We start from the raw sequence: 25639 nt of genomic DNA, 5'->3' as shown, positions 1-25639 counted from the left end.
CATGCGTATCGATGTCATCAGCCTCTTTCCCGAGATGTTCGACGCCGTGAGCGCCTATGGCGTGAGCGGTCGCGCGATGAAGCAGGGGCTCCTGGAGCTGACCTGCTACAACCCGCGCAGCTATACCGAGGATCGCCACCAGACCGTGGACGACCGGCCCTTCGGCGGCGGTCCCGGGATGGTCATGAAGATCCAGCCGCTGGAGCGTGCCCTGGCCGATGCCAAGGGTGATTCGGCGGCGGCGAAGGTGATCTACCTGTCCCCCCAGGGTCGCAAACTCGACCAGGCGGCGGTACGGGAACTGGCGCAAGAGGAACATCTGATCCTCATCGCCGGGCGTTACGAAGGCATCGACGAGCGTTTCATCGAGACGCACGTGGATGAAGAATGGTCGATTGGCGACTATGTGCTGTCCGGCGGTGAATTGCCGGCCATGGTGCTGATCGATGGGGTTACGCGACTGCTGCCCGGAGCCTTGGGGCATGTGGATTCCGCCGAGCAGGACTCGTTCACCGACGGTCTGCTCGATTGCCCGCACTACACCCGACCCGAGGTGTACGAGGGACGTCGCGTACCTGACGTGTTGCTCAGTGGTAACCACGAGCATATCCGGCGCTGGCGCCTGCAGCAGTCCCTGGGACGTACTGCGGAGCGACGCGCCGATCTTCTGGATGGCCGCTCGCTTTCTGGAGAAGAGCAGAACCTGTTGGCGGAATATCTCCGTCAGCGGAACGATAGTTAGGTATCGATGGCGGGCCGCGGCCTGTCTTAGGAGCAGAGTGACATGACCAACAAAATCATTGCCCAGATCGAAGCTGAGCAGATGAACAAAGAAATCCCGGCGTTCGCCCCCGGCGACACCGTGATTGTCCAGGTTAAGGTGAAGGAAGGCGACCGTCAGCGTCTGCAGGCCTTCGAAGGCGTGGTGATCGGCAAGCGTAACCGCGGCCTGAACAGCGCCTTCACCGTGCGCAAGATCTCCAGCGGCGTAGGCGTCGAGCGTACCTTCCAGACCTACAGCCCCCTGGTCGACAGCGTCAGCGTCAAGCGTCGCGGCGACGTGCGCAAGGCCAAGCTGTACTACCTGCGCGAACTGTCCGGCAAGGCCGCTCGCATCAAGGAAAAGCTTTCCTGATCGCGGCGTGACCAGAAAAAAGCAGCCTCGGCTGCTTTTTTCGTTTCTGAGGTTCGAGATAAGGCTAAGGCATGACGACCCGCGAAGCGGAAATCCAGCGGCGCACCGCGCTGTCGGAAACCCGGGTGGCCAAGGCGGTGTTCCCGCCCACCACCAACCATCACGACACCCTGTTCGGCGGCACCGCCCTGGCCTGGATGGACGAGGTGTCCTTCATCACGGCGACGCGTTTCTGCCGCAAGCCGCTGGTGACCGTCTCCACCGATCGCATCGACTTCAATCATCCGATTCCCGCCGGATCCATCGTCGAGTTGATCGGGCGAGTGGTGAAGGTCGGCAATACCAGCATCAAGGTGCAGGTGGAGGTGTTCGTCGAGGGGATGCTGGCGGAAGGCCGTGAGCGCGCCATCAACGGCGCCTTCAGCTTCGTCGCCGTCGATGACGAGGGCAAGCCGACGCCGGTACTGCCCGGGTTCGCCGCGTGAGCGCCGAGCGGCTGATCGAGGAATTCCTCGATGCCCTCTGGCTGGAGAAGGGGCTGTCGCCCCATACCCGCAGCGCCTATCGCACCGACCTGCTGGCCTTCGCCCGCTGGCTGGAGAGCCGGGGGTCGACCCTGGAGACGGTCGGTCGCGATGCCGTGCTCGATCATCTCGGCTGGCGGTTGAGCGAGGGCTACCAGGCGCGCTCCACGGCGCGCTTTCTCTCGGGCTTGCGCAGCTTCTACAAGTACAGTGTGCGCGAGGGGAGGGTAGCCGAAGACCCGACGCTGCTGGTGAGCATGCCGCAGCTGGGCGCGCCGCTGCCCAAGAGCCTGTCCGAGGCGGACGTGGAGGCCCTGCTGGCCGCGCCCGACACCGAGGACACCCTTGGCCTGCGTGATCGCACCATGCTGGAGGTGCTCTATGCCACCGGCCTGCGGGTGACCGAATTGGTCAGCCTGACCTTGGCTGAGGTCAACCTGCGCGAAGGCTCCCTGAGGGTGTTCGGCAAGGGTAGCAAGGAGCGGCTGATCCCCCTGGGCGAGGAGGCCATCGCCTGGCTGGAGGACTATCTCAAGACCGCGCGTCCGTTGCTGCTGGGCGGCCAGCCTGGCGACGTCCTCTTTCCCAGCCAGAGAGGTACGGTCATGACCCGACAGACGTTCTGGCATCGCATCAAGCTGCACGCCCAGGTCGCTGGCATCCGCACCTCGCTGTCACCGCATACCTTGAGGCACGCCTTCGCCACCCATTTGCTCAACCACGGCGCGGATCTGCGCACGGTGCAGATGCTGCTCGGCCATACCAGCCTGTCCACCACCCAGATCTACACCCACGTCGCCCGCGTGCGGCTGCAGCAACTGCACGCCCAGCATCATCCGCGCGGCTAGGGCCCACCGCCGTAGCCGGCAGGTCTGTGGTAGGCTTGCCGGCGTCTCAACAGGAGTCAACCATGCGTATTTCCCGACTGTTGCTCGCCGCTTGCCTGGGGCTCGGCGTGCAACTGGCTCAGGCCGAACCTGAGCAGGCCATTCGCCAGAGCCTGACCGCGCTGCAACCCAATCTCGCCATCGAGTCCATCGCCAAGAGTCCGCTGGAAGGCCTCTACCAGGTCCAGCTCAAGGGCGGCCGCGTGCTCTATGCCAGCGGCGATGGCCAGTTCGTCATGCAGGGCTATCTGTACCAGGTCAAGGATGGCAAGGCCGCCAACCTGACCGAGAAGGCCGAGAACGTCGCCGTAGCGCGGCAGATCAATGGCCTGGATCGCAACCAGATGATCGTCTATCCCGCCCAGGGCGAGACCAAGGCGCACATCACCGTCTTCACCGATACCACCTGCCCCTATTGCCAGAAGCTGCACGCCGAGGTGCCCGAGCTGAACAAGCGCGGCATCGAGGTGCGCTACTTGGCCTTCCCGCGCCAGGGCATGGGCTCGGCGGGCTCCAAGCAGCTCGAGGCGGTCTGGTGCGCCAAGGACAAGCCCGCGGCGCTGAACCAGATGTTCACCGGGCGCGAGGTCAAGTCCGAGAGCTGCAAGGATCCGGTTGCCGAGCAATTCGCGCTGGGGCAGAACATGGGTATCCAGGGCACGCCGGCGATCATCCTCGCCGACGGCCAGATGATCCCGGGCTACCAGCCGGCCGACCAACTGGCGGAAGCGGCAATTAGCGCGCGTTGAGCGCCTTAAATTGAGATTTCAACGGGGCCGCGGAGCGGCGCCACACGACATGGGGATAAGGGTGTGAAGCCGGTCAAAGTAGGCATCTGTGGTCTGGGTACCGTGGGCAGCGGAACCTTCAACGTACTCAAGCGCAACGCCGAGGAAATCGCCCGGCGCGCCGGGCGGGGTATCGAGGTGGCGCAGATCGCCCAGCGCCGACCCAATCCCCAGTGCGATACCGGTAGCACGCCGATCACCGCCGATGTCTTGGCCGTGGCCGACAATCCCGAGATCGACATCGTGGTGGAGCTGATCGGTGGCTACACCCTGGCCCGCGAACTGGTGCTGCGCGCCATCGCCAACGGCAAGCACGTGGTCACCGCCAACAAGGCGCTGATCGCCGTGCACGGTAACGAGATCTTCGCCAAGGCGCGCGAGCAGGGTGTGATCGTCGCCTTCGAGGCTTCGGTGGCCGGCGGCATCCCGGTGATCAAGGCCTTGCGCGAGGGCCTGGCCGCCAACCGCATCAACTGGGTGGCCGGCATCATCAACGGCACCGGCAACTTCATCCTCTCCGAAATGCGCGAGAAGGGCCGTACCTTTCCCGATGTCCTGGCCGAAGCCCAGGCGCTGGGCTATGCCGAGGCCGATCCGACCTTCGACGTGGAAGGCATCGATGCCGCCCACAAGCTGACCATCCTGGCCTCCATCGCCTTCGGCATCCCGCTGCAATTCGACAAGGCCTATACCGAGGGCATCACCCGCCTGACCACCGCCGATGTCGGCTACGCTGAGGCGCTGGGCTATCGCATCAAGCACCTGGGCGTGGCGCGCAGCACCGCCCAGGGCATCGAGCTGCGGGTGCATCCGACGCTGATCCCGGCCGATCGCCTGATCGCCAACGTCAACGGCGTGATGAACGCGGTGATGGTCAATGGAGACGCCGTCGGCTCGACGCTGTTCTACGGTGCCGGCGCCGGGCAGGAGCCCACTGCCTCGGCGGTGGTGGCCGACCTGGTGGACGTGGTGCGTGCCATGACCTCGGATCCCGAGAATCGCGTGCCGCACCTGGCCTTCCAGCCAGATGCGCTGTCCGACCATCCGGTGCTGTCGATCGAGGCCTGCGAGAGCGCCTACTATCTGCGCATCCAGGCCAAGGATCACCCGGGCGTGCTGGCCCAGGTGGCGAGCATCCTCTCGGCGCGCGGCATCAACATCGAATCCATCATGCAGAAGGAAGCCGAGGAACATGACGGCCTGGTGCCCATGATCCTGCTGACCCATCGCGTGACCGAGCGCCACATGGTCGAGGCCATCACCGCGCTGGAAGCCCTGGACGATGTCGTCGGCGATGTCGTCCGTATCCGCGTCGAGCACCTGAACTGAGCAGCCTGGCGGCGCCCGGCGCCGCCGTCTTTCCCGAGGTCGAGTCATGCGTTACATCAGTACCCGCGGCCAGGCGCCCGCGCTGAATTTCGAAGAAGTGCTGCTGGCGGGTCTCGCCAGCGATGGCGGTCTCTACGTCCCGGAGAACCTGCCGCGCTTTTCCCAGGAGGAGATCGCCTCCTGGGCCGGTCTGCCCTACCATGAGCTGGCCTTCCGGGTGATGAAGCCCTTCGTCGCCGGCTCCATCACCGATGCCGAGTTCAAGACCATCCTGGAAGAGACCTACGCCGGTTTCGCCCATAGCTCGATTGCGCCGCTGCGCCAGCTGGATGCCAACGAGTGGGTACTGGAGCTGTTCCACGGCCCGACCCTGGCCTTCAAGGACTTCGCCCTGCAACTGCTGGGTCGGCTGCTCGATCTTGTGCTGGCCAAGCGCGGCGAGCGCGTGGTGATCATGGGCGCCACCTCCGGCGACACCGGCTCGGCGGCCATCGAAGGCTGCAAGCGCTGCGAGAACGTGGACATCTTCATCCTGCATCCGCACCAGCGGGTGTCGGAAGTGCAGCGCCGGCAGATGACCACGCTGCTGGGCGACAACATCCACAACATCGCCATCGAAGGCAACTTCGACGACTGCCAGGAGATGGTCAAGGCCAGCTTCGCCGACCAGGGTTTCCTCAAGGGCACCCCGCTGGTGGCGGTCAACTCGATCAACTGGGCGCGGATCATGGCCCAGATCGTCTACTACTTCCACGCGGCCCTGCAGCTGGGCGCCCCGGCGCGCTCCATCGCCTTCTCGGTGCCCACCGGCAACTTCGGCGACATCTTCGCCGGTTACCTGGCACGCAACATGGGTCTGCCGGTGAGCCAGCTGGTGGTGGCCACCAACCGCAACGACATCCTGCATCGCTTCATGTCCGGCAATCGCTACGACAAGCAGCAGCTGGAAGCCACGCTGTCGCCGTCCATGGACATCATGGTGTCGTCCAACTTCGAGCGCCTGCTGTTCGACCTGCACGGTCGCGACGGCCTGGCCCTGGCCGAGCTGATGGCGAACTTCCGTAGCAGCGGCACCCTGTCGGTGGCGGACGATCGCTGGACCGAGGCGCGCAAGCTGTTCGATTCCCTCGCCGTGAGCGACGAGCAGACCTGCGCCACCATCGCCGAGGTCCATGCCGCCACCGGCGAGGTGCTGGACCCGCACACCGCCATCGGCGTGCGCGCCGCTCGCGAATGCCGCCGCAGCCTGGCCACCCCCATGGTGGTGCTGGGCACCGCCCACCCGGTGAAATTTCCCGAGGCGGTGGAGCGGGCCGGCATTGGCGCGACCCTCAGTCTGCCGACCCACCTGGCCGACCTGCTGCAACGCGAAGAGCGCTGCACCGTGCTGCCCAACGACCTCGCCGCCGTCCAGGCCTTCGTCGCCCGCCACGGCAAGCGGGGGCAGCCGCTGTAAATTCAGGCTGTGAATCGCGGCCATGGACCGCTCCTACAGGCGCATCAGGCTTCTGTAGGAGCGGTCCATGACCGCGATCGGTCTATACCGCCCCCTCGATCCCCAGGTCCCTAGATCTTTTCCGGTACAATGCCCGGCTTTCCCTGCCGGTGACCCGCTCATGGCTCTGCAAGCCACGCCCTACAAAGTCGAACTCAACCTCACCGATCTGGATCGCGGGGTCTACGAGAATCTGCGCCTGACCGTGGCGCGGCATCCCTCGGAGACCGAGGAGCGGCTGGTGGTCCGATTGCTGGCCTTTGCGCTCTGGTACAACGAACAGTTGGCCTTTGGTCGTGGCCTGTCCGACGTCGATGAGCCGGCGCTGTGGGAGAAGAGTCTCGATGGTCGGGTGCTGCACTGGATCGAGGTCGGCCAGCCCGATGCCGACCGGCTGACCTGGTGCAGCCGCCGGACCGAACGCACCAGCCTGCTGGCCTATGGCAACCTGCGCGTCTGGCAGACCAAGGTGGTGGATGCGGTCAGGACGCTGAAGAATCTGCATATCGCCGCCGTGCCCGCCGAGCCCCTGGCCGAGCTGGCCCGCGATCTGCCGCGCAGCATCGCCTGGCAGGTGATGATCAGCGAAGGCACCCTGTTCGTCACCGACGACCGTGGTCAGCACGAACTGCAGCTGGAATGGCTGCTGGGCGAGCGTTGATGCGCCTGGAGCCCCGTCCGCTGCCGGCGGTATTGCCCGACCTGGGCGACCTGCCGCCGTTGCTCACCCGGCTCTATGCCGCCCGCGGCGTGACCCAGCCGGAAGAATTGGACAAGGGCCTGGCGCGGCTGGTGCCCTATCACCAGCTCAAGGGCATCGAGGCGGCGGTGGCGCTGTTGGCCCGCGCCCTGGAAGAGCGCCGGCGCATCCTCATCGTCGGTGACTTCGACGCCGACGGCGCCACCGCCAGCGCCGTCGGCGTCCTGGCGCTGCGGCGCCTGGGCGCCGCCTGGGTCGACTACCTGGTGCCCAATCGCTTCGAATACGGCTACGGCCTGACGCCCGAGATCGTCGCCGTGGCGCTGCAGCGCGAACCCGAGGTGCTGCTCACCGTCGACAACGGTATCTCCAGCCTGGACGGCGTGGCCGCGGCCAAGGCGGCCGGGCTGCAGGTGGTCATCACCGACCACCACCTGCCGGGCGCCGAATTGCCCGCCGCCGATGCCATCGTCAATCCGAACCAACCGGCCTGCGCCTTCCCCAGCAAATGCATCGCCGGGGTCGGGGTGATCTTCTATGTGATGCTGGCGCTGCGCAGTCGCCTGCGCGAGAACGGCTGGTTCGCCCGCCAGGGGCTGGCCGATCCCAATCTGGCCGAGTTGCTGGACCTGGTGGCCCTCGGCAGCGTCGCCGACGTGGTGCCGCTGGATGCCAACAACCGCATCCTGGTGCACCAGGGGCTGATGCGTATTCGCGCCGGTCGGGCGCGGCCGGGCCTCAAGGCACTGCTGGAAGTGGCCGGGCGCCAGCCGGGCAAGGTGGCCTCCAGCGACCTCGGTTTCATTCTCGGCCCCCGACTCAACGCGGCCGGCCGCCTGGACGACATGTCCATCGGCATCGAGTTGCTGCTCTGCGAAGACCCGCAGCTGGCGCAGGAATACGCCCAGCAGTTGGACGACTTCAACAAGGATCGCAAGAGCATCGAGCAGGGCATGCAGCGCGAGGCGCTCAAGCAGCTCAAGGAGTTGCCGGAAGACAATCTGCCCTTCGGTCTCTGTCTGTTCGATCCGGAGTGGCACCAGGGCGTGATCGGCATCCTCGCCTCGCGCCTCAAGGAAAAGTATCACCGCCCGGCGCTGGCCTTCGCCGACGACGGCAGTGGCAGCGGCATGCTCAAGGGTTCGGCGCGCTCGGTGCCCGGGCTGCACATCCGCGATGCCCTGGACGCCGTGGCGACCCGTCATCCGGGGCTGATCACCAAGTTCGGCGGCCACGCCATGGCGGCCGGTCTCAGCCTGCCCCAGGCCCACTACGAGACCTTCGCCAGCGCCTTCGACGCCGAGGTGCGCCGCCATCTGCAGGCCGAGGACCTGAGCGGGCGCCTGCAGACCGATGGCTGCCTCGCGCCCACCGAATTCCAGCTCGGCCTGGCCCAGGCCCTGCGCCAGGCCGGCCCCTGGGGCCAGCAGTTCCCCGAGCCGCTGTTCCATGGCACCTTCGAGATCCTCTCCCAGCGCCTGCTCAAGGAGCGGCATCTCAAGCTGACCCTGCGCAGCGAACAGGGTGGCCCGGAGCTGGACGGCATCGCCTTCAACATCGATCGCGAGACCTGGCCCGATCCCAACATCCGCTGGGCCGAGCTGGCCTATCGGCTGGACGTGAACGAGTTTCGCGGCAACGAGAGCGTGCAGTTGCTGGTGGTGCACCTGGCGCCACGTTAGGGCTCGCCTGAAAAGTCGCCGAGCGAAGGTCAGGCAAGGCACAACGAGCGCAGGCACTTTTCAGACGAGTCCTGTCGGATCGGCGATCTATTCTGGTTGGTAGCACTCCAATGCCGTGCATCCCGACTAGACGAGGTCCGCCATGAGTCTCCTGTTCCAGCCCCTGACCCTGCGTCAGCTGACCCTGCCCAATCGCGTGGTGGTCTCCCCGATGTGCCAGTACTCCAGCGAAGACGGCTTCGCCGACGACTGGCATCTGGTCCACCTCGGCAGTCGCGCCGTTGGCGGTGCCGGCCTGGTGATCTTCGAGGCCACCGCGGTCACCCCCGACGGACGCATCACGCCCCAGGACCTGGGGTTGTGGAAGGACGAACAGATCGAGCCGCTACGGCGCATCACCCAATTCATCGAAGGCCAGGGCAGTGTCGCCGGCATCCAGCTGGCCCACGCCGGGCGCAAGGCCAGTACCTGGCAACCCTGGCTCGGCAAGCATGGCAGCGTGCCCATCGCCGAGGGCGGCTGGGTGCCGGTGGCGCCTTCGGCCATCGCCTTCGATCCCCAGCACACCCGACCCACGGCTCTGGATCGCGATGACATCGCCAGTATCCGTCGGGCCTTCGTCGCCACCGCCGAGCGCGCCCTGGCGGCCGGCTTCAAGGTGGCCGAGATCCACGCCGCCCATGGCTATCTGCTGCACCAGTTCCTCTCGCCACTCTCCAACCGCCGCGACGACGACTACGGCGGCAACTTCGAGAATCGCATCCGCCTGCTGCTGGAGGTGACCGCCGATGTACGCGCGGTCTGGCCGGCGGAGCTGCCGCTGTTCGTGCGGGTCTCGGCCACCGATTGGGTGGAAGACGGCTGGGACGTCGACGAGACGGTGGAACTGGCGCGGCGGCTGAAGACCGTGGGCGTCGATCTGATCGACGTCTCTTCCGGCGGCACTGCCGCCCAGGCCGACATCCCCACCGGCCCCGGCTACCAGACCCAGTTCGCCGAGCGGGTACGCAAGGAAGCCGGGATTCCCAGTGGCGCAGTGGGCATGATCACCGATGCGGCCCAGGCCGAGCACGTGCTGCGCACCGGCCAGGCCGACCTCGTGCTGCTGGCCCGTGAGCTGCTGCGCGACCCCTACTGGCCGCTGAACGCCGCCGAGGCGCTGCGCGAGACGGTGTCCTGGCCGCCGCAATACGTGCGCGCTGCCCATCGGGATACGCCCCTGCGCAAGCCGTTCGGCGCGGAATAGGTCGACGCGGAGCCATCTAGGCGGATGGCTCCGGCCATCAAGGCTTGGCCGGGCGCAGCGCGGCTTCCAGGGCGTCGCTGTCGTAGTAGTCGCCCAGGTACCAGATGCGGCCGTCGCGGATCTTCATGATGCTGGCGCCACGGATCTTCACCGGCTGCTTGCCGGTGGCGGTGACGCGGTTGCCGGTGAGTTCCCATTCGAAGGCGATGCTGCGCGGGCCGATGACCGGCTTGTGCACCATCTTCACCTGCAGGTCGGGTATGGCCTTGAGGGTGACCCTGACGATCTTGTCGCGAGCCTGGGCGCGGCTGGTCTCGGTGGCGGCGGTGCCGCTGTCGAAGTACTGCACCTTGGGATCGAGCAGGGCGCTGGCGGCCTCGGCGTCGTGATCGTTCCAGGCATCGAGATAGCGATTGGCGATGAGGCGGGCGTCCTCGGCGGCGGCCTGAACCTGGCCGGCGGTGAGGACGAGCGAAAGCGCGAACAGCACAGCCAGACGCGAACGCATTGGGTGTCTCCGGCAAACGGGAAAAGGGATGGCGCAAGAGTAGCGCCGGGCACTCGACGAGGTTAGCAATATTTTGTATCAGCTCGCCGATTGCTTGGTCGGTCTGCAACATCCGGTAAGCAGGAAGCCGGAGCTAGAGGGGCGCATGGCGGTCTGAACAGGCTGAATCCCTTGCCTATGGAGACTGCCCATGAATACCCGAGGTCTGCTTGATCAACTGCTCAAGGCCGGCCAGCAGGCCCTGGCCAAGAAGACCGGCCATTCGACCGCACGGCCCCACGGGGACGCGGCGCCGGCCGGCAAGGACCCGCTCGGCGGTCTGCTGTCGGGGCTCGGCAACAGCGGCCTGGCTGCCGGCGCCCTGACGGCGCTGCTGGGCAGCAAGCGCGGTCGCAGCCTGGGTGGCAAGGCGGTCGGCTACGGTGGCCTGGCGGCGCTGGGCATGGTGGCCTACAAGGCTTATCAATCCTGGCAGGCCAACCAGGCGCAGGGGGCGCCGGTGGTCGAGCCGCGCACCGTGGACCGGGTGCCCGAGCACGAAGCCGAGGCCCATGGCCGGGCGGTGCTCATCGCCCTGATCGCGGCGGCCAAGGCTGATGGCCATGTGGATGCCCAGGAACGGCAGGCCATCGAGGCCGAGATGGCCAAGCTGCACGACGATCCCGAGCTGCGCAGCTGGTTGCAGCGCGAGCTGGAGCAACCGCTGGACCCGGCCAAGGTGGCGGCAGCCGCTGAGACACCGGAGATGGCCGCCGAGATGTACCTGGCCAGCCTGATGCTGATCGACGATCAGCAATACATGGAAAAGGCCTATCTGGAAGAGCTGGCGCGCCAGCTGCGTCTGGATCCGGGGCTGCAAGTCGAGCTGGAGCGCCAGGCCGCGGCAGTCTGAGGAGTGATCCGCAGTGGGTCAGGCATCGGCCGGGGGCGCCTCACCCAGTAGCAGGGCCCGCTCCCTGGCGCAGAGCTGCAGCAGGAAATCCCAGACCACGCGCAGGCGCGCGGAGCGGTGCAACTCCCGGTGGGTCGAGATCCAGTATTCGCGGGTGAAGGAGCGTGCTGGCAGCACGCATTCCAGTGCGCTGTCCTGGTCAACCAGATAGCAAGGCAACACGGCAAGACCGACACCCGCGCAGGCTGCCTCGCGTTGGGCGATGACGCTGGTGCTGCGAAAGACGATGCGCGGATCGGGGCAGAGCCCCTGGATGAACTGCAATTCGCGGCAGAACAGCAGATCGTCGACATAACCGATGAAGGTCTGCTCGCCCAGATCGGCCTGGGCATCCAGGGGCGCTGCCCGGTCCAGATAGGCGCGGCTGGCATAGAACCGCAGACGGTAGGGTGTCAGCCGCCGGCCGATCAGACCTTCGGCAGTGGGTCTTTCCAGGGTGATGGCGATGTCCGCTTCGCGGTTGGTGACGCTGACGAAGCGCGGTACCGACACCAGCTCCACTTCGAGACCGGGATAGCTCCTGAGTAGACCGCCCAGGCGTTTGGCCAGGAAGCCCGTTCCCAGCCCCTCGGTCACCCCTACCCGGACGTGGCCCAACGGATTGAGCCTCTGGGTCACCGCCTCCTGGGCCAATAGCGCCGCTTCCTCCATCGCCTGGGCGTGGGCCAGCAGGGCCTGGCCCGCCGGGGTGAGCTGGTAGCCGCTGGCCTGCTGTACCAGCAACTGGCTGCCCAGGGCGCGTTCCAGCGCCTCCAGGTGGCGAGACACGGTGGCGTGGCTGACGCCCAGACGACGGGCGGCGGTCAGCAACCGGCCATGGCGCTGCACCTCCAGAAAAACGCGCAGATCGTTCCAGTCGAACATGCCGCCTCTCTTGTTCTGGTCTAGCCGGCCGTCTCCAGGGAGCTGTGCAGAACTGCACAGCCGTTGCCCGTTTTCGGCGACTGCTGTTCGCGGATGACCACACTAGGATAGGAGCCACAACAACAAAAAAGCGAGGAATGGTCATGCCCGGTTCCGCTCAGGAATATGACTTCATCATCGTTGGTGCCGGCCCGGCCGGCTGCCTGCTGGCCAATCGCCTGTCAGCCGATCCGGGCCATCGCGTACTGCTGCTGGAAGCCGGTGGGCGCGACAACCATCCCTGGATCCATATCCCGGTCGGCTATCTGTTCTGCATCGGCAATCCGCGCACCGACTGGTGCTTCAAGACCGAGGTGGAAGAAGGGCTGGGCGGCCGGGCGCTCAACTATCCGCGCGGCCGGGTGCTCGGCGGCTGCTCCTCCATCAACGGCATGATCTATATGCGCGGCCAGGCCCGTGACTACGATGGCTGGGCCGCCGCCGGCAATCCCGGCTGGGCCTGGCAGGACGTGCTGCCGCTGTTCAAGCGCATGGAGGATCATTGCGATGGTGCCGCGGCCTTTCATGGCGCCGGGGGCGAATGGCGGGTGGAGCGTCAGCGGCTGCACTGGACCTTGCTCGATGCCTTCCGCAGTGCCGCGAACGAAACCGGCATCGCACCGGTGGAGGACTTCAATACCGGCGACAACGAAGGCTGCGGCTACTTCCAGGTCAATCAGCGCAATGGCGTGCGCTGGACCGCGGCCAAGGCCTTTCTCAAGCCGATCCGCCAGCGTACCAATCTCGAGGTGCTGACCGGTGCCGAGGTGGAGCGGGTGCTGCTGGAGGAGGGCAGGGCGCGGGCGGTACTGGCACGCCTGCCGGGCCAGGCCGAGCCGCAGCGGCTGGTGGCGCGGCGGGAGATCGTGCTCTGCGCCGGCGCCATAGGCTCGCCAACGCTGTTGCAGCGCTCCGGCATCGGGCCGCGGACGCTGCTCGAAGGCCTGGGCATCGGTGTCCGGCATCGCTTGGAAGGGGTGGGCGGCAATCTGCAGGACCACCTGCAATTGCGACTGATCTATCGGGTGCACGGCGTGCCGACCCTCAATGCCCTGGCCGGCAGCCTCTGGGGCAAGCTGGGCATGGGGCTCGAATATCTCTGGCGGCGCAGCGGCCCCCTGGCCATGGCGCCCAGTCAGCTCGGTGCCTTCGCTCGTTCCGATCCAGGGCAACCCTCGGCCAACCTGCAATACCACGTGCAACCGCTGTCGCTGGAGCGCTTCGGCGAGCCGCTGCATGGCTTCCCCGCCTTTACCGCCTCGGTGTGCAACCTGCGGCCGGCCAGTCGCGGCCAGGTGGTCATCCGTAGCGCCGATCCCCAGGCCGCGCCATTGATCCAGCCGCGCTACCTCAGTGCGCCGGAGGATCTCAAGGTGGCTGCGGATGCGATCCGCCTGACCCGGCGCATCGTCGCCGCGCCGGCCCTGGCCGCCTATCGGCCCGAGGAATACCTGCCGGGACCGGCCTACCAGGCCGAAGATGAGTTGCAGCAGGCGGCGGGCGCCATAGGCACCACCATCTTCCATCCCTCCGGCACCTGCCGCATGGGGCAGGACGTCGACGCCGTGGTCGATGCGCGCCTGCGGGTGCATGGCATTCCGGGGCTGCGGGTGGCCGACGCCTCCATCATGCCCACCCTGGTCTCGGGCAACAGCTGTTCGCCGACCCTGATGATCGCCGAGCAGGCGGCCACCTTCATGCTGGCCGAGGCGCGGGAGCAGGGCAGTCACGAGCTGCCCGCCGCAGTGGCCCGGGCCAGCGCGGTCTCGGCCGCCTAGCTTCGTCCAGCCGGCTTCACCGGCGGCGGGCCTTCCGCCGTTTCCACCGTAGTAGCTGTCGCCCATAACAACAATCAGCCCGGCGCTCCCGGGCCAGGAGAACGTGCGATGTCAGACTATGCCCAACCCCGGGTGCAACCCTCCGCGGCCACCAGCCGCCGTGAAGAACGCAAGGTGATCTTCGCCTCGTCCCTGGGGACCGTCTTCGAGTGGTACGACTTCTTTCTCTATGGTGCCCTGGCGGCGGTGATCAGCAAGCAGTTCTTCGCCGGGGTCAACGACACCACCGCCTTCATCTTCGCCCTGCTGGCGTTCGCCGCCGGCTTCGTGGTACGGCCCTTCGGCGCCCTGGTGTTCGGGCGCCTGGGCGATCTGGTCGGGCGCAAGTACACCTTCCTCGCCACCATCATCCTCATGGGCATCGCCACCTTCGGCGTCGGGCTGCTGCCCACCTACGCCAGCATCGGCGTGGCCGCGCCCATCATCCTGGTGGTGCTGCGCCTCCTGCAGGGCCTGGCCCTGGGCGGCGAATACGGCGGCGCCGCCACCTACATCGCCGAGCACGCGCCGCCCGGCAAGCGCGGCGCCCACACCAGCTGGCTGCAATCCACCGCGACCCTGGGCCTGTTGCTGTCGCTGGTGGTGATCCTGGTCTGCCGCTACCTGACCGGCGATCAGTTCGAGGTCTGGGGCTGGCGCCTGCCGTTCCTGCTGTCGATCTTCCTCCTGGCCATCTCCACCTGGATTCGGCTGTCGATGCATGAGTCCCCGGCCTTCCTGCGCATGAAGGCCGAAGGCAAGCAGAGCAAGGCACCGATCCGCGATTCCTTCACCAACTGGAGCAACCTCAAGGTGGTGCTGATCGCCCTGTTCAGCATCAACGGCGGCCAGGCGGTGACCTTTTACCTCGCGCAGTTCTACGTGATGTTCTTCCTTACCCAGACCCTCAAGCTGGATCCGCTGCTGGCCAACAACCTGTTGATCGTCAGCGTCATCCTCGGCGCGCCCTTCTTCGTCATTGCCGGCTGGCTGTCGGACAGGATCGGCCGCAAGCCGATCCTGATGCTCGGCCTGCTGCTGGCGACGGTGCTCTACTTTCCGCTGTTCAAGGCCCTGACCCACTACGCCAATCCGCAGATCTACCAGGCCAGCCAACAGGCGCCCATCGTGGTGACCGCCGATCCGGCCACCTGCACCTTCCAGTTCGATCCGGTAGGCAAGGCCCGCTTCGACAGTCCCTGCGACCGGGTCAAGACGCTGCTGGCCAAGAGTGGCCTGCCCTATCGCAGCGTGGCGGCGGCGCCGGGCGATACCGTGCAGGTCAGCGTCGGTGACAAGCTGATCGTCGGCTACGACGAGCCGACCCTGCGCGCCGCGGTGCAGGCCGCCGGCTATCCGGCCAAGGCCGATCCCGCACAGGTCAACAAGCCCATGGTGGTGGCGGTGATCTTCGCCCTGATCCTGATCGCCACCCTCTGCTACGGACCCCTGGCGGCGCTGATGGTGGAGCTGTTCCCCACGCGCATCCGCTACACCTCGATGTCGCTGCCGTACCACATCGGCAATGGCTGGTTCGGCGGCTTCCTGCCGACGGTGTCCTTTGCCCTGGTGGTCTATACCGGCGACATCTTCTATGGTCTCTGGTACCCGGTGCTGATCACCGGCGTCAGCCTGTTGGTGGGGCTCTTCTGCCTGCCGGAAACCCGCCACCGCGACCTCGATGCCGATTGAGCAGCCCACGGACGGCGAAACCCCGTCGCACTCTGAGTTTCGCCGCCGATTGGGTTATACTCGCGAGCTTTTCCACAGCTTTTCTCGCGAGTGTTTCCCCCATGGAAATCAACCCGATCGTCACCAGCATCAAGGACCTCTCCAGCCGTACCCAGACCATTCGGGGGTATCTTTGACTACGATCTGAAAAAGGATCGTCTGGTCGAAGTCGAGCGTGAGCTCGAAGACCCCAATGTCTGGAACAAGCCCGAGTACGCCCAGAACCTCGGCCGCGAGCGCGCCCAGCTGGCCCAGGTGGTCGGTACCCTGGACGAGCTGACCGGTGGCCTGGCCGATGCCAGCGACCTGCTGGAAATGGCCGCCGAAGAGGAAGACCAGGGTGCGGTCGATGACGTGGCGGCCGAGGTGGAGCGCCTGCGCGGCATCCTCGAGAAGCTGGAATTCCGCCGCATGTTCAGCGGCGAGATGGACCCCAACAACTGCTACCTGGACATCCAGGCCGGCTCCGGCGGCACCGAGGCCCAGGACTGGGCCAACATGCTCTTGCGCATGTACCTGCGCTGGGCCGACCAGCATGGCTTCAGCGCCGAGATCGTCGAACTGTCCGAAGGCGAGGTCGCCGGCATCAAGGGCGCCACCGTGCACATCAAGGGCGAATACGCCTTCGGCTGGCTGCGTACCGAGATCGGCGTGCACCGCCTGGTGCGCAAGAGTCCCTTCGACTCGGGCAACCGGCGCCACACCTCCTTCACCGCGGTGTTCGTCTCCCCCGAGATCGACGACAACATCGACATCGAGATCAATCCGTCCGACCTGCGCGTCGACACCTACCGCTCCTCGGGTGCCGGTGGTCAGCACGTGAACACCACCGACTCCGCGGTGCGGATCACCCACGTGCCCACCAACACCGTGGTGGCCTGCCAGAACGAGCGCTCCCAGCACGCCAACCGAGATACCGCCATGAAGATGCTGCGGGCCAAGCTGTACGAGCTGGAGATGCAGAAGCGCAACGCCGCCTCCCAGGCGCTGGAAGACTCCAAGTCCGATATCGGCTGGGGCCACCAGATTCGCTCCTATGTGCTCGACGCCTCGCGGATCAAGGATCTGCGCACCGGCGTGGAACGCAGCGATTGCGACAAGGTGCTCGACGGCGATCTGGACGAATACCTCGAAGCCAGCCTCAAGCAGGGCGTTTAATCCATCATCTCCTGTAGGAGCGGTCGCATCGGCGCACCGCCACGGCCGCGATAAAGCTCTATCGCGGCCATGGGCCGCTCCTACGGTCAGCTACCCCAGGTAAACAATAGACATGAGCGAACAATCCCTAGACCCGCAAGCCCAGGAACAGGAAGACAACAAGCTGATCGCCCAGCGCAAGGAAAAGCTCTCCGCGCTGCGTGACCAGCAGGCCATTCCCTTCCCCAACGACTTCCGTCGCGACAGCCTGGCCGGTGACCTGCAGAAGCAGTACGCCGACAAGACCAAGGAAGAGCTGGAAGCCGCGGGCATCAAGGTCAAGGTGGCCGGCCGCATCATGCTCAACCGCGGTGCCTTCATGGTGCTGCAGGACGGAAGCGGGCGCATCCAGGTCTATGTCGACCGCAAGACTCTGCCGGCCGAGACCCTGGAAGCGATCAAGACCTGGGACCTGGGTGACATCATCGCCACCGAGGGCACCCTGGCCCGTTCCGGCAAGGGCGATCTCTACGTCTACATGAACGACGTGCGCCTGCTGACCAAGTCGCTGCGCCCGCTGCCCGACAAGCACCACGGCCTGACCGACACCGAACTGCGCTATCGCCAGCGTTACGTCGACCTGATCGTCAACGAAGAGGTGCGCCAGACCTTCCGCGTGCGTTCCCAGGTCATCGCCCATATCCGTCGCTTCCTCATGGAGCGTGGTTTCCTCGAAGTGGAAACCCCCATGCTGCAAACCATCCCCGGCGGCGCGGCGGCCAAGCCCTTCGAGACCCACCACAACGCCCTGGACCTGGCCATGTTCCTGCGTATCGCGCCGGAGCTGTACCTCAAGCGCCTGGTGGTGGGTGGCTTCGAGAAGGTCTTCGAGATCAACCGCAACTTCCGTAACGAAGGCGTCTCGACCCGGCACAACCCCGAGTTCACCATGCTCGAGTTCTACCAGGCCTACGCCGACTATCGCGACAACATGGACCTCACCGAGGAACTGTTCCGCGAACTGGCCATGGCCGTGCTCGGCACCACCGACGTGCCCTATGGCGACAAGGTCTTCCATTTCGGCGAGCCCTTCGTGCGCCTGTCGGTGTACGACTCCATCCTCAAATACAACCCGGACCTCACCGCGGCCGACCTCAACGATGTCGAGAAGGCCCGTGCCATCGCCAAGAAGGCTGGCGCCAAGGTGCTCGGCCACGAAGGCCTGGGCAAGCTGCAGGTGATGATTTTCGAGGAGCTGGTGGAGAGCAAGCTGGAACAGCCGCACTTCATCACCGAATACCCCTTCGAGGTTTCGCCGCTGGCCCGTCGCAACGACGACAATCCCAGCGTCACCGACCGCTTCGAGCTGTTCATCGGCGGCCGCGAGATCGCCAATGCCTACTCCGAGCTCAACGACGCCGAGGACCAGGCCGAGCGCTTCATGCTGCAGGTCCAGGAAAAGGACGCCGGTGACGACGAGGCCATGCACTACGACGCCGATTTCATCAACGCCCTGGAATACGGCATGCCGCCCACCGCCGGCGAAGGTATCGGCATCGACCGCCTGGTGATGCTGCTGACCAACTCGCCGTCGATCCGCGACGTCATCCTCTTCCCGCACATGCGTCCGCAATAAGCGTTGCGCCCCCGTCCGGGGGCGCCGCTGGCTCCTGCCGACCGGGGCTCTGTCATCAAAGGTTCATCCGGACCTGCTAAGAGCCTGTTCATAGTCTCGCGAGCTAGAGCCAAACAAGGCGAAAAGGGCTGAGGAAGCGGAATTTACGAAGGGTAAATGAGCATCCGAGGGCGTTTTCAACGCTGTTTGGCCGACGCGCAGCAGACTTTGAACAGGCTCTTAAAGAGCCCTGATGTCGCGTCCCTTTGCAGGTAGCCATGACCAATACGCTGATCCCCCTGCATCCGGCCGCCGAACGGCTGGGGCTGCTCTATGCCTATCACTTCACCTCCGGTCAGCCCGGCCACGCCCTGACCATGGCCCCGGAAGATCCCTGGGAGGCGGAAGAGGGCGGCTTCCGCTGGCTGCATTTCAACCTGGCCCACGCCGCCGCCGAACGCTGGATGCGCGAGCACCTGGGGCTGCCCGAGGAATTCTTCGAATCCCTGCACGCCGGCTCCCATTCGACTCGCCTGGAGCCGGCCGACGATACCCTGCTCGGGGTGGTGAACGACGTGACCCTCGCCTACGGCCAGGTCTCGGTGGACGTCGCCACCCTCTGGGCCTGCGCCCGGCCGGGGCTGCTGGTGACCGCCCGGGCCCAGCCACTGCGCTCGGTGGATCGCCTGCGCCATGCGGTACGCCGCGGCGAGGGCTTCGGCTCGACCCTGGAACTGCTGGTGCACCTCCTGCGCGATCAGGCCGATGTGCTCACCGGCATCATCCGTGACACCACGGTCAAGGTGGATGCCATCGAGGATCGGCTGCTGTCCCAGCGGCTGGCCGCCAGTCGCGCCGAACTGGGCAGCCTGAGACGTGCCCTGGTGCGTCTGCAGCGCCTGCTCGCCCTGGAGCCGGGCTCCCTGCTGCGGCTGCTCAACCGGCCGCCGGCCTGGCTGCGACGCGACGACATCCAGACCCTGCGCGAGGCCACCGAGGAATTCGACCGGGTGCTGGACGACCTCGCCGCCCTGGTGGAGCGGCTCAAGCTGCTGCAGGAAGAGATCGCCGCCGCCTCCGCCGAGCAGACCAACCGCACCCTGTTCACCCTGACCCTGGTCACGGTGCTGGCCCTGCCTATCAACATCATCGCCGGCTTCTTCGGCATGAACGTCGGCGGCATTCCCCTGGCCAGCTCGCCCCATGGCTTCTGGATCCTGGTGGCGCTGGTGGCCACCTTCACGGTACTGGCCGGCACGTGGGCGTTCCGCAAGCGCGGCGACTGATGGGCTGCATGCAACCCCCGGGGGCAGGCCGCGGTCTTCAGTACGGTACTTTAGAAGTTAACTGCACAATCTTGGCGGCGCTTTTTACTCCTGGACTTCTTTGCCACTCCTCGCCATAGCCCTGCTATGACTCGTCGCGGCGCCTAGCCCAAGGGCAAAAATCACTCGCCAACTCTGGTGCGAACCTCTGAAGCACCACATTAGGGAACCGCTGCTGGAGACCGCAATGGACTTCAAGGACTACTACGAGGTGCTTGGCGTCGCCCCCGACGTCGACGACAAGACCCTCAAGACCGCCTATCGCAAGTTGGCGCGCAAGTACCACCCCGATGTGAGCAAGGAGGCCGATGCCGAGGCCCGCTTCAAGGAGGTGGCCGAGGCCTACGACGTGCTGCGCGATCCGCACAAGCGCGCCGAGTACGACCAGGTACGCCTCTATCAGCAGCAGGGCGAGCGTTTCCAGGTGCCGCCGGACTGGCAACCGGGTTCGGGTGCCGACTACAGCGATCCCCATGCCGGCTTCGGCGAGGACTACTCCGACTTCTTCGAATCCCTGTTCGGCGCCGCCGGGCGCTCGCAGCACGGCGGCTTCGCCCGCCGCGGCCGTGACGTCGAGCTGGAACTGCCGCTGTTCCTCGAGGAGAGCCAGGCCGGCCGCACCAAGCCGCTGAGCTTCAGCCTGCCGCAGCGCGACGAGCTCGGCCGCCGCGTCGGCGAGACCACCAAGACGCTCAACGTCAAGATTCCCGCCGGCAGCACCGACGGCGAGCGCATTCGCCTGAAGGGCCAGGGTGAGCCGGGTATCGGCGGCGCGGAAGCGGGGGATCTCTATCTGGTCATCCGCCTGGTGCCCCATCCCCTGTTCGACGTGGACGGCCAGGACCTGGTGGTCACCGTGCCGCTCGCGCCCTGGGAGGCTGCTCTGGGCGCCAAGGTGCAGGTGCCCACCTTGGATGGCCAGATCATGCTCAGCATTCCAGCCGGCAGCCAGAGCGGCGCGCGGCTGCGGGTACGTGGCAAGGGCCTTGCCGGCAAGGACGGGCAGGGCGATCTGCATGCCTTGCTCAAGGTGGTGATGCCGCCCAAGGGCGATGAAGCAACCCAGGCGCTGTGGCGCCAGCTGGCCGAGCGGGCGGCCTTCGATCCCCGCCAAGACTGGAGGAAAGTCCGATGAGCAGTCTGATCGTCCTGCAGGAATTCTGCGTGCTCTGCGAGGTGAGCGAGCCCGTGGTGATGGAGATCGTCGAGCACGGCATCCTGGCACCGCAACGCGGCAAGCGTCCGGCCGAATGGCACTTCGACACCGGCGCCCTGCACCGCGCCCGTCGCGCCGTGCGCCTGAGACGCGAACTGGAACTGGACTGGGCCGCGACCGCCCTGGCCCTGCACCTGTTGGATGAGGTGGAAGAGCTGCGCCGCGAGAACCAGCGACTGCGCCAGCGACTGGCGCGTTTTGCCGGTGAGGTACGGGATGTTTGAATGAGTTGTGTTGGGCTTGGCTGCGCTCAGCCTAACCTGCGGAGTTGAGCTCCTCCTCTCCCGGAGGGAGAGAGCCGAGTGAGGGGGGGCATGTTTAGCGGCGCTAGGCCAATCGCGGCCATGGGCCGCTCCTACAGGTCGTAGTGTGGAAAACGGCGCAGCCTTTTCCACGGGTGAGTTCGCCGCGAAGGATTCCCTTACCCCAGCCCTCTCCCGAAGGGAGAGGGGGCGCTTGGGGCGGACGCTCGTCTTCAGTGACTCAGGCGATAAGACAGTTGCTCCTACAGGAAGAGGCACGCCGGTTTGACGTGATCTTTGCCGTGGCTGATGAAACTGAACGCCTGCTCGGATAGCCTCCTCTCCCTCGGGAGAGGGTTGGGGTGAGGGCGTCCTCGCCACCAAGTCTCCAGTGGAAAAGGCTGCGCCGTTTTCCACGCTACGTGAGGTTATCCCCATAGCGATAAGACAGTTGCTCCTCCAAGAGACCGGTACGTAGGAGCGGCCCACGGGCGCGATGCTCTTGGCGTTCGGCTTCCAACGGGCAGAAAAGGCTACGCCGTTCTCCACGCTACGGACCCAACCTTGTGCTCCAGCGCTGGTAGGCTGGATGTATTCTCTGCCATCCAGGAGTTCTTCATGGCCAGCCATATCCTCGACCATCGCATCCTCGGTGAATCCCTGCAGGCGGTGGAGATCGGCCTCGATCCCGGCGAGACGGTGATCGCCGAGGCCGGTACCATGACCTACATGGAGGCCGACATCGAGTTCACCGCACGCATGGGCGACGGCTCAGCCGGCTTGCTCGGCAAACTCTGGGGCGCCGGCAAGCGCATGCTCGGTGGCGAGTCGCTGTTCATGACCCACTTCACCAACCAGGGCCGGGAGAAGCGCCACGTCGCCTTCGCCGCGCCCTATCCGGGGCAGGTGGTGCCTCTGGACCTCGCCGCCCTGGGCGGTACCCTGTTCTGCCAGCGCGATTCCTTTCTCTGCGCGGCCAAGGGCACCCGCCTCGGCGTGGCCTTCACCCGCCGCCTGGGCGCCGGTTTCTTCGGTGGCGAAGGCTTCATCCTGCAACGGCTGGAAGGTGACGGCATGGCCTTCGTGCATGCCGGCGGCACGGTGATCTGCAAGGAGCTCAAGGGCGAGACCCTGCGCCTGGACACCGGTTGCCTGGTGGGCTTCACCAATGGCGTCGACTACAACATCAAGCTGGCTGGCGGCCTGCGCAGCATGCTGTTCGGCGGCGAAGGCCTGGTGCTGGCCACCCTGAGCGGCCACGGCACGGTGTGGATCCAGACGCTGCCCTTTTCCCGGCTAGCCGGTCGGGTCCAGGCCGCGGCCGGCGGCACGGTAGGGGAGCGCCGTGCCGGCGGAGACTAGCGATCTAGGCCCGTTGTAGAGCGCTCTGCGGCGCCATGCGCTCCAGCCAGTCGCGCCAGCGTACCCGGCTGTCGTGGACCAGCCAGCCGTCCTGGCGGGCGAAGCTTTCCGCCAGCCAGAGGCCGCGGGTCGACACCGGCAGGCGTTGCCCGGCGGACAGGGTGTAGAGCTCGCCGGTGGGCTTGCCGTCGTCCAGGGCGACCAGATAGAGGTCCGGGCGCTGGCGCGCCAGACGGGCCAGCAGCTGGCCGTTCTCGATCTTCTCATCGACGTGGAACAGGCTCGGCGCCTTGCACTCCCTGGGCAACTCCAGCAGCAGGTCATAGACCAGCTGCAGCGAGGCGGTGGGGGTGTGCACATAGGCACGCGGCCGCTCCAGCAGTGCCAGGCTGCCGCAGCGCACCGGACGCGCCGCGCCGGAGCGCGGGGTCAGGCGGAAGGCCACGTCCTCGCGATAGGGCAGGGCGGGGGCATAGGGGGTCGGCAGCCAGGTGTCGGCGAAGCGTCCGGCCAGCCAGCCACGCGGCGTCTCGATCAGGCATTCCTCGGCCACTTCCTGCACGGCGGTGAGCAGCGGCAGGGCCAGTTCGTGGGCGGGGATATAACCGGAGATCAGCTTGAGTACCACGTCGCCGCGGTCGGGCCGACGCTGGCGCACCAGCAGCCAGTGATCCTGGCCCTGCCAGTTCAGCGTCAGCCGTACCGAGACGCCCAGGTTGGCGAGCTTGACGCTGAAGTGCTGGGCGTCGTCGATCTCGATGGGTTTGCGCCGCTCCAGCATCTCGCTGAAATTCAGGGGCTGGCCAAGGGCCTGGTAGGTGAGGCCGTCGTGATTGGCTTCCACCGTCAGGGGCAGGGTCTTGAACGCCTTGGGGTTGTGGCGGGCGATGAGCTGGGGCATGGCCGACTCCTGTTTGTTGTATGCCAGAGACGCACTACCCTGGGCGGCCGGGAGGTCGTCCAGCGGGCAGGTGCGCAGGATCAGCGAAACGCTCTGGATCAGAGCCGAGCGGTGATCACTTCGGCCAGGGTACTGACATTATGTGACAGGTGCAGGGGATCGATAGTGCCGACTATCGCACCGCTCACTCCGGGCTCGCCGAACACCTTGGCAAAGCTGGCCCGCACCGGGTCCTGGCCGGCGCCCAGCACGGCGTGACCGCTGGCCAGCGCCTTCTTGATCAGGATGCCCTTGCCCGCTGCAGCGGCGGCCTGGATCACCGGGAGCTCGGCGTCTTCGTTGAGGTTGAAGGTGACCATGGCGCAATCACCGCTCTCCAGCGCCTTTAGGCCACCGGCCACGGTCTTGCCGGAAAAGCCGAAGGCGCGGATCAATCCCTCGCGCTTGAGCTCGGCCAGGGTTTCGTAGCAGCCGCTCTCTTCGAGGATAGCCAGGTCGTTGCCGTCGGAATGCACCAGCACCAGGTCCAGCCAATCGGTTTCCAGGCGCTGCAGGCTGCGCTCCACCGAGCGGCGGGTGTGGGCCGGGCTGAAATCGAAGCTGGAAAGACCATTGTCGAACTCCTCGCCGACCTTGCTGGCGATCACCCAATGCTGGCGCTGGCCGCGCAAGAGCGGACCGAGGCGTTCTTCGCTACGGCCATAGGCCGGGGCGGTGTCCAGCAGGTTGATGCCCAGCTCGCGGGCCAGGCTGAGCAGATCGGCGGCGCTGCGGTCGTCGGGGATGGTGAAGCCGTTGGGGTACTTCACGCCCTGGTCACGGCCGAACTTGACCGTGCCCAGGCCCAGGGGGGAAATCGTCAGACCGGTGCTGCCCAGCGGACGGTGCAGACCATGCAGATCGCGCAGGCTCATGGCAGCAGCTCCTCCCAGAAGGGCGCCGCCACCGGCGGTTGCGGATGGACGGGCAAGGCAGGATGCCGCCCGGGGGCGATGCCGTCGCGGTCGAGATTGGCCAGGACGCGGTCGGCCAGGTCCGGTGACAGCGCCAGCTTGGTCGGCCAGCCCACCAGCAGACGGCCTTCCTCGGCGAGGAAGGCGTTGTCCGGCCGTACCAGCCCGGATTGCGCTGGCTCGGCGCGGTCCACCCGCAGGGTCGCCCACTGGGCACCAGCGAAGTCGATCCAGGGTAGCAGGCGCTGCAATTCGTCCCGCGCCGCGGCGATCTGCGCCTGGGGTTCGCGCGCTACGCCCTCGGCTTCGGCCAGGTCGCCACCCAGGTACCACAGCCACTGGCCGTCGGCAGCAGGGTGGCTGGTGATGGTCACACGCGGCTTGGGGCCACCGCCCAGGCAGTGGGCGTAGAGGGGTTTGAGCATGGGCCCCTTGACCACCACCATGTGCAGCGGCCGGCGCTGCATGGCCGGTTGTTCGAGATGCAGCGCCTGGAGCAGATCGGCCATGCCGGCGCCGGCGGTGAGCACGATGCGCCGCGCGCGGATCGGCTGGCCATCCACCACCAGGCCGGTCAACTCGCCATCTTCGCGCAGCGGCTGGAGATCACGCCCAGCCAGCAGGCTGTCGCCGGCCAGCTCGGCCAGGCGCTTGACCAGGCTGGGCACGTCCAGCACCAGTTCGGCCAGGCGATAGACCTTGCCCTTGAAGGCGCGGTCGCGCAGGGCCGGGGGTAGTTCGTCGCCCTTGACCGCATCCACCCGACCGCGCACCGCCTTGCTGGCGAAGAAGCTGGTGAGATTGCCGGCCAGGCTGCCGGGCGACCAGAGGTAGTGGGCCTCGGAGAGCAGGCGCACGCCGGAGAGATCCAGCTCGCCACTACCGGCCAGGCTCTCGCGCCAGCGCCGCGGCATGTCGGCGATGGCCTCGGAGGCGCCGGTGAGCATGCCGGTCAGGGCGTACTTGGTGCCGCCGTGGATGATGCCCTGGGACTTGCCGCTCTGGCCGCCACCCAGGGCGCCGCTCTCCACCAGCACGGTGGCGTAGCCGGCGCGCCTGAGGCGGGCGTTGAGCCAGAGGCCGGCGACGCCGCCGCCGACGATGAGGATATCGGTGGACCAGGGTTGGGACATGAACGGCCTGCTGCGTTGGAAGCTTAAAGAGGGGATTCTTACATATTAGGGCGGTCAT

At 66.4% G+C, this 25639-nt stretch carries 24 protein-coding genes; 19 read left to right on the top strand and 5 right to left on the bottom strand.

Annotated elements, in window-relative coordinates; translation table 11 throughout:
- Position 1 precedes the first annotated feature (1 nt).
- The 10 genes from trmD to AR540_RS15590 all read left to right on the top strand — a co-directional run bounded on the left by trmD (position 2) and on the right by AR540_RS15590 (position 9786).
- A complete protein-coding gene (gene trmD / locus AR540_RS15635) occupies positions 2-742 on the top strand; it encodes a tRNA (guanosine(37)-N1)-methyltransferase TrmD (RefSeq protein ID WP_059230134.1) in 741 nt (246 codons plus the stop codon).
- Positions 743-784: 42 nt separating this feature from the next.
- Complete coding sequence (rplS, locus tag AR540_RS15630; protein WP_059230133.1) at positions 785-1135, top strand: 50S ribosomal protein L19; 351 nt, start codon at positions 785-787, stop codon at positions 1133-1135.
- A 71-nt stretch (positions 1136-1206) separates the two neighbouring features.
- A complete protein-coding gene (locus AR540_RS15625; protein ID WP_007160958.1) occupies positions 1207-1620 on the top strand; it encodes an acyl-CoA thioesterase in 414 nt (137 codons plus the stop codon).
- The gene (gene xerD, locus AR540_RS15620) at positions 1617-2507 is read left to right on the top strand and encodes a site-specific tyrosine recombinase XerD (protein ID WP_059230132.1); all 891 of its coding nucleotides are present in this window, start codon (positions 1617-1619) and stop codon (positions 2505-2507) included. Before AR540_RS15625 ends, xerD begins: the two co-directional genes overlap by 4 nt.
- Before the next feature lie 62 nt (positions 2508-2569).
- Positions 2570-3295, top strand: coding sequence for a thioredoxin fold domain-containing protein (locus tag AR540_RS15615; protein WP_059230131.1), 726 nt, complete (start codon positions 2570-2572; stop codon positions 3293-3295).
- Positions 3296-3358: 63 nt separating this feature from the next.
- Entirely contained in the window at positions 3359-4663 is a 1305-nt protein-coding gene (locus AR540_RS15610) for a homoserine dehydrogenase (RefSeq protein WP_059230130.1), read from the top strand.
- A gap of 46 nt (positions 4664-4709) precedes the next feature.
- Complete coding sequence (gene thrC / locus AR540_RS15605; protein WP_059230129.1) at positions 4710-6119, top strand: threonine synthase; 1410 nt, start codon at positions 4710-4712, stop codon at positions 6117-6119.
- Between the two features lie 160 nt (positions 6120-6279).
- The gene (locus AR540_RS15600) at positions 6280-6819 is read left to right on the top strand and encodes a YaeQ family protein (protein ID WP_059230128.1); all 540 of its coding nucleotides are present in this window, start codon (positions 6280-6282) and stop codon (positions 6817-6819) included.
- Complete coding sequence (gene recJ / locus AR540_RS15595; protein ID WP_059230127.1) at positions 6819-8540, top strand: single-stranded-DNA-specific exonuclease RecJ; 1722 nt, start codon at positions 6819-6821, stop codon at positions 8538-8540. The genes AR540_RS15600 and recJ overlap by 1 nt, the downstream gene beginning before the upstream one ends.
- Before the next feature lie 142 nt (positions 8541-8682).
- Positions 8683-9786: an NADH:flavin oxidoreductase/NADH oxidase gene (locus AR540_RS15590; protein WP_059230126.1), complete on the top strand. Its 1104-nt coding sequence runs from the start codon at positions 8683-8685 to the stop codon at positions 9784-9786.
- Positions 9787-9823: 37 nt separating this feature from the next.
- Here AR540_RS15590 and AR540_RS15585 read toward each other — a convergent pair whose 3' ends face one another.
- Complete coding sequence (locus AR540_RS15585) at positions 9824-10294, bottom strand: nuclear transport factor 2 family protein (protein ID WP_059230125.1); 471 nt, start codon at positions 10292-10294, stop codon at positions 9824-9826.
- 190 nt (positions 10295-10484) lie between these two features.
- Between AR540_RS15585 and AR540_RS15580 the strand changes: the two genes are divergently transcribed.
- Entirely contained in the window at positions 10485-11186 is a 702-nt protein-coding gene (locus tag AR540_RS15580) for a tellurite resistance TerB family protein (protein WP_059230124.1), read from the top strand.
- 18 nt (positions 11187-11204) lie between these two features.
- Here AR540_RS15580 and AR540_RS15575 read toward each other — a convergent pair whose 3' ends face one another.
- Complete coding sequence (locus AR540_RS15575; protein WP_059230123.1) at positions 11205-12110, bottom strand: LysR family transcriptional regulator; 906 nt, start codon at positions 12108-12110, stop codon at positions 11205-11207.
- Positions 12111-12253: 143 nt separating this feature from the next.
- Here AR540_RS15575 and AR540_RS15570 point away from each other — a divergent pair, with 143 nt between their 5' ends.
- From AR540_RS15570 to AR540_RS15535, 8 genes are all read left to right on the top strand, one after another.
- Positions 12254-13927 (top strand): GMC family oxidoreductase, encoded by a 1674-nt coding sequence (locus AR540_RS15570; protein WP_059230122.1) that lies wholly within the window; start codon positions 12254-12256, stop codon positions 13925-13927.
- A 108-nt stretch (positions 13928-14035) separates the two neighbouring features.
- The gene (locus AR540_RS15565) at positions 14036-15658 is read left to right on the top strand and encodes an MFS transporter (protein WP_059230121.1); all 1623 of its coding nucleotides are present in this window, start codon (positions 14036-14038) and stop codon (positions 15656-15658) included.
- A gap of 101 nt (positions 15659-15759) precedes the next feature.
- A protein-coding gene (gene prfB, locus AR540_RS25455) for a peptide chain release factor 2 (RefSeq protein WP_153014256.1) occupies positions 15760-16855 on the top strand; the annotation gives its coding sequence in 2 pieces (ribosomal slippage) (positions 15760-15831 and positions 15833-16855; 1095 coding nt in all).
- A gap of 112 nt (positions 16856-16967) precedes the next feature.
- Positions 16968-18470, top strand: a complete 1503-nt coding sequence (gene lysS / locus AR540_RS15555; RefSeq protein WP_059230119.1) for a lysine--tRNA ligase — start codon at positions 16968-16970, stop codon at positions 18468-18470.
- A 257-nt stretch (positions 18471-18727) separates the two neighbouring features.
- Entirely contained in the window at positions 18728-19735 is a 1008-nt protein-coding gene (locus tag AR540_RS15550; protein WP_059230118.1) for a transporter, read from the top strand.
- Between the two features lie 226 nt (positions 19736-19961).
- Positions 19962-20909, top strand: a complete 948-nt coding sequence (gene cbpA / locus AR540_RS15545) for a curved DNA-binding protein (protein WP_059230117.1) — start codon at positions 19962-19964, stop codon at positions 20907-20909.
- Entirely contained in the window at positions 20906-21214 is a 309-nt protein-coding gene (locus tag AR540_RS15540; RefSeq protein WP_059230116.1) for a chaperone modulator CbpM, read from the top strand. The genes cbpA and AR540_RS15540 overlap by 4 nt, the downstream gene beginning before the upstream one ends.
- A gap of 636 nt (positions 21215-21850) precedes the next feature.
- The gene (locus AR540_RS15535; protein WP_059230115.1) at positions 21851-22594 is read left to right on the top strand and encodes a TIGR00266 family protein; all 744 of its coding nucleotides are present in this window, start codon (positions 21851-21853) and stop codon (positions 22592-22594) included.
- Positions 22595-22598: 4 nt separating this feature from the next.
- On the opposite strand, the gene AR540_RS15530 is transcribed toward AR540_RS15535, so the two are convergent.
- The 3 genes from AR540_RS15530 to AR540_RS15520 all read right to left on the bottom strand — a co-directional run bounded on the left by AR540_RS15530 (position 22599) and on the right by AR540_RS15520 (position 25581).
- Complete coding sequence (locus AR540_RS15530) at positions 22599-23495, bottom strand: hypothetical protein (RefSeq protein ID WP_059230114.1); 897 nt, start codon at positions 23493-23495, stop codon at positions 22599-22601.
- Between the two features lie 98 nt (positions 23496-23593).
- Complete coding sequence (locus AR540_RS15525; protein ID WP_059230113.1) at positions 23594-24409, bottom strand: aldo/keto reductase; 816 nt, start codon at positions 24407-24409, stop codon at positions 23594-23596.
- Complete coding sequence (locus AR540_RS15520; RefSeq protein WP_059230112.1) at positions 24406-25581, bottom strand: NAD(P)/FAD-dependent oxidoreductase; 1176 nt, start codon at positions 25579-25581, stop codon at positions 24406-24408. The genes AR540_RS15525 and AR540_RS15520 overlap by 4 nt, the downstream gene beginning before the upstream one ends.
- Positions 25582-25639: the final 58 nt, after the last annotated feature.

The organism is Pseudomonas sp. EpS/L25, from assembly GCF_001512295.1.
Lineage (GTDB): Bacteria > Pseudomonadota > Gammaproteobacteria > Pseudomonadales > Pseudomonadaceae > Chryseomonas.
Note: the sequence above shows the minus strand (reverse complement) of the source record. Positions and strands in the feature narration are given on the sequence as shown.